Source organism: Kitasatospora sp. NPDC054939 (assembly GCF_053610105.1).
The window spans coordinates 1-4,017 of the sequence record NZ_JBSGXP010000273.1; the positions used below are offsets into that span (position 1 = coordinate 1).

Annotated in this window: 5 protein-coding genes; 2 read left to right on the top strand and 3 right to left on the bottom strand. The window is 70.5% G+C overall.

What is annotated here, in order from left to right:
- Positions 1-567: 567 nt before the first annotated feature.
- Positions 568-1,302 carry a dienelactone hydrolase family protein gene (locus tag ACWGB8_RS38015; RefSeq protein WP_452218229.1) on the bottom strand — a complete coding sequence of 245 codons (735 nt, stop codon included), beginning with the start codon at positions 1,300-1,302 and terminating at the stop codon, positions 568-570.
- A gap of 243 nt (positions 1,303-1,545) precedes the next feature.
- Here ACWGB8_RS38015 and ACWGB8_RS38020 point away from each other — a divergent pair, with 243 nt between their 5' ends.
- Together ACWGB8_RS38020 and ACWGB8_RS38025 are read left to right on the top strand one after the other, a co-directional pair.
- Entirely contained in the window at positions 1,546-1,743 is a 198-nt protein-coding gene (locus ACWGB8_RS38020) for a hypothetical protein (protein ID WP_452218230.1), read from the top strand.
- A 105-nt stretch (positions 1,744-1,848) separates the two neighbouring features.
- Positions 1,849-2,343, top strand: a complete 495-nt coding sequence (locus ACWGB8_RS38025; protein ID WP_452218231.1) for a hypothetical protein — start codon at positions 1,849-1,851, stop codon at positions 2,341-2,343.
- 223 nt (positions 2,344-2,566) lie between these two features.
- Here the strand turns inward: ACWGB8_RS38025 and ACWGB8_RS38030 are convergent, their stop codons facing one another.
- The gene (locus ACWGB8_RS38030; protein WP_452218232.1) at positions 2,567-3,019 is read right to left on the bottom strand and encodes a hypothetical protein; all 453 of its coding nucleotides are present in this window, start codon (positions 3,017-3,019) and stop codon (positions 2,567-2,569) included.
- A gap of 322 nt (positions 3,020-3,341) precedes the next feature.
- Positions 3,342-3,902 (bottom strand): GNAT family N-acetyltransferase, encoded by a 561-nt coding sequence (locus ACWGB8_RS38035; protein ID WP_452218233.1) that lies wholly within the window; start codon positions 3,900-3,902, stop codon positions 3,342-3,344.
- Positions 3,903-4,017 lie beyond the last annotated feature (115 nt).

The following is a 4,017-nucleotide window of genomic DNA, read 5'->3' on the forward strand; positions in this document are numbered from 1 at the left end:
ACGACAGGCCGGGCGCGGATGGCGCCCGGCCTGTCGTCGTCCCACAGTCCCCCCTCCCTCCCCGGGCCGTGCCCCGCCCGGCTGTGCCCCGGCGGGCCGGCGCAGCGCTGGGTGGGGTGGTGGTGCTGGAGCAGCCGGAGGGGCGCGTACATCCTCGATGATCCCGGGCAGCTGACCGCGCGGGCTCGACACTACGGCCGTGGCTACCGACCCGTGGCAGCCGCCGGCGCCCCTGATGAGGCTCGTTGAAACGGATCGTCAGACCCCTGGAGTCGCCCGTCAGCCAGCCGCATTTCGGGGCGGAGCTGTCCAGGGGGGCGAAGCCCATCGCGGAGCGACGCCGCAGGCGCCCTTGACCGCCGGAGCCGGCCCGAACCCTTCGGAGACGGGCGACTCCCCCTCGGGGTCCAGTCGAGATGCGCGCCAATGGGGCAAGGAGTTGATCTTGATGCGACTTCGCGCGTGGTCAGCACAATGAAACCGCATGGTTCTGCTGTGCGGACTTGAGGGGAGGGGACTGTCAGTGCCCGACGCGGACCAGGCCTGTCGCCAGGCTGTCTGCCTGGGTCATGACCCCAGAGCCTCCGTCACGGGAAGGCACTCGGCGAGCAGGTCGACGACGTCGTGCCAGGCTCGCTGTGCGTGCTGTGGGTGGTAGCCGACGCCGGGGACCGTGGGGTGGTCGACCGTCGGGTGGTGGAAGGCGTGCAAGGCGCCGCCGTAGACCGTGAGGCGCCAGTCGACGCCCGCGTCCTGCATCTCTGCGGTGAACGCGTTCCGTTGCGCGGGCGGCATGATCGGGTCTTCCGACCCGACCCCGGCCCACACCGGGCAGCGAATGTGCGCTGCCTCGCCCGGTCGGCCCGTGGTAGTTGCGTTGACTGTTCCGATCGCGCGCAGGTTGACGCCGTCGCGCCCGAGTTCCAGCGCGATGGCGCCCCCGGTGCCGTAGCCGATGGCGGCGATCCGGTCGGGGTCGGTCCGCGGTTCGGCGCGCAGCACGTCGAGCGCCGCGTGGCCGATCCCCCGCATCCGGCCGGGATCAGCGAGCAGCGGCAGGCAACGGGCCAGCATCTCCTCGGGGTCACCCAAATAGCGCCCGCCGTGAAGGTCGAAGGCCAGCGCTACATATCCCAGCTCGGCAAGAGCATCGGCCCGACGGCGCTCGACGTCACTGAGCCCCATGCCCTCTGGCCCGAGCAGCACCGCGGGCCGGCGGTCGACACCGGCCGGGACGGCAAGGTGCCCGATCATCGTCAGACCGTCGGCCTGGTACTCGACCGTGCGCGTCGTAATCGTCATGAGACTGGACCGTAGTGATTGTCGAGCTCGTTCGGGCCGGTGTTCACCGCTGGCAGAACAGCGCGCGTGCCCCTCTGAAATACCGGGGCCGGGCTCAGGGCTTCAAGATCATCCTGTTGCCCCTCTGGCGCATATCCCGGTCACCCCCCACTTCGTTGCAGCGTCAACCGTGTGGGGAAGTCGGATCGACCCTGGGGAAATCGCAGATCCTCATCACCCCGGCCGGACCGCCGCGAGCACCGGGTGATCCTGGCAGCCTTGCCGATCCCGCCCTCGGCCGCCAGCTCGGTGACGCGCTGCCAGCCGGGCTCGCCCAAGGGGCTGCCGTTCGTCGGTATCGGTGACGACGGTGGCGAGCGTCCAGTCGTCGGCCGCCGCGCGGCGGTCGCACCAGGTGGCGAACAGCTCGTCGGAGACCTGTCGGGCGCGGCGCAGACGTAGGCGATTGGGCCTCTTCAGGCCCGCCGTCCGCACCGCATCCTCCCCCGGCGGGGGGAGACGGTCCGCCGTAGCGAACGATGTGCGGCTGCTGCGCCCAGGGCCAGCATGGACGTCATGACGACAGCGACCGCTCCCCTTCCCGCCACCGCGCCTGCCTGGGCTCGCCGCGCCGCCCACGCCATCGCCCTCTGCGCACTCCCCTCCGGTCTGTGGCGTATCGCCATGGCATCCGGTGTCTATGTGGGCTACAGCGACCAGGTGCTGCGCGACGTCTTCGACATCCCCGGATGGGGCATCGCATACGTCGTCGGCCTCACCGTCCTCGCCGAATCAGCCGCTCTGTTCCCGCTACTGCTCGTCAGCGACCGCTGGCACCCGCTGCGCCCCCGGCCCCTCGCAAGGCTGGCCTGGACCGCCTCGGGCGTCCTGGTCCTTGGGGCGCTGTGGCAAGTCGTGGTCGCTTTCACCGTGGAAAGCCAGACGTACATGTCCAGCGACACGGCACTGACCGTCTGGTGGGTCGCCTTCGCCCCGCTGTTCGCCATCCCCGCCCTGATGACCGCAGTCACCTGGTCGTATGCGAAACGGCACCGGGCGTAGCGACAGGCATGATGGAGCTGCACCCGGACGATGCTGCATCTGGTGCAGCACGTCCGCTCTCGCTGCGCCGCACCGTTGCGCAGCGTGCTGTGCGGGACAACCTGCTCTTGCGTGCCGCGCCGTGCGGGACAACCTGCTGCGCATGAGCGCTCCCGGCCCTGCGCTGCACCCGCTGCGCGGAGCCCCTATCCCCCCCCGGGGCGGAAAGGGGAGGATCGCAGGGCTAGCATCCGGGCACGAGTTTCTCCCCGGGGGTAATCAGGCGGTGTCCGAGCCGATGCTGTTCGGCGGGCCGACCTGCGCGGTGTGCGGCACCGAGCTCGCGCCGAGCAAGGGCTCGGGACGGCCGAAGAAGTGCTGCTCCAAGGCGTGCTCGAAGAAGGCCGAGCGGGACCGGGAGACCGAGAAGGTCGAGCAGCTGAAAGCCGACCTCGAGGCGGCCCAAATCGCCCCGGGACGAAACCGCCCCCCTCGATGGCTGGCCGACGATCCGCTGGCGGCCGAGCTCCTCGCCCTGGGCGAGCAGCTGCTGCGGGCCGACCGGCTGCCACTGCTCCAGCTCGACCGCGCCACCCGGGACCACGACCCGGGCGGTGCACGCCAGGCCCTCGACGACGTCCTCCACTGCGCCCACTTCGTGATGCAGCGCCACCGCGAGCTGGTGGAGCAGCTGCACGCCGAGCACCCGGCCCTCGCGGCTGAGGCACAGCCCGCTGCCGGGCCGGGCGAATCGCCCTGGGGCGAAACCGGGACCTCGCTCGGGACCGCCTCCGGCGGTGGCCGCGGTCCGCAAGGAGTTCGGTCCGGACGAGGCCAAGTAGTCGATGTGGGCAGGCCGGGAACCCCCTTCGGACATCACTGGTACAGCGTGGGTATTGCAGCGAGCATGAGGCCGGCGGTGGCCGACCTGGTTGCCCACGCATCGAGGTCGAACTCGCGTTCCAGCTCCTGGCCGACGCCACGGTGGGCCTGCCGGACGCCCGCCCTACCCCGCAGTTTCACCTGCTGTTGCTTAGCAGCAGGAGGTCGAGGGGTGGGGTGTTGGGGCCGGGCTGGTAGGGCCCGGCGTACTGGTAGCCGAGCCTGCGGTAGAGGCGCTGTTCGGGCCGGTTGTTTCCGGGCATGGCGAGGAGGGATGCCCAGTCTGTGCCGAGTTCGGTGACGAGGGCGTGGTGGATGGTGCTGCCGATGCCGCGGCCCTGCCAGGAGGGCAGCACGGCGAGTTCGCACAGGCCTGCGAGGTGTTCCACGGTGGTGACCGGGTTGCTGATGCTGGCGAGGAGGTCGGGGCCGAGCCAGTAGGCGGGGGTGCAGCGGAAGCCGTAGCCGAAGCCGATCGGTGGCTGGTGGTCGGCGGGGTGGGCGGTGACCAGGGTGAAGTGGTCGTGGCGGGTGTGGCCGGTGATCTGGCGGCGCAGCGCGTCCGGGGTGAAGCCGTCGGCGGCGACGTCGGGGTGGTCGGCGTGGGCGGCGGTCCATATGGTGGTGAGGGTGTCGAGCAGTGTGGTGGTGGCTTCGGGGCCGTGCACCTGGAGGATGGGGTCGGTGTGGGGGGTCATGTCGTTCTCCTGGTGGCCGTTACTGACTTCGGCGCTTCGAGGTGATTGGCCTGTTTGTGTAGCTGACTGACGGTCTTTTGCGCGCTATTCCGTTGGTATGCGCTATGCGGATGGG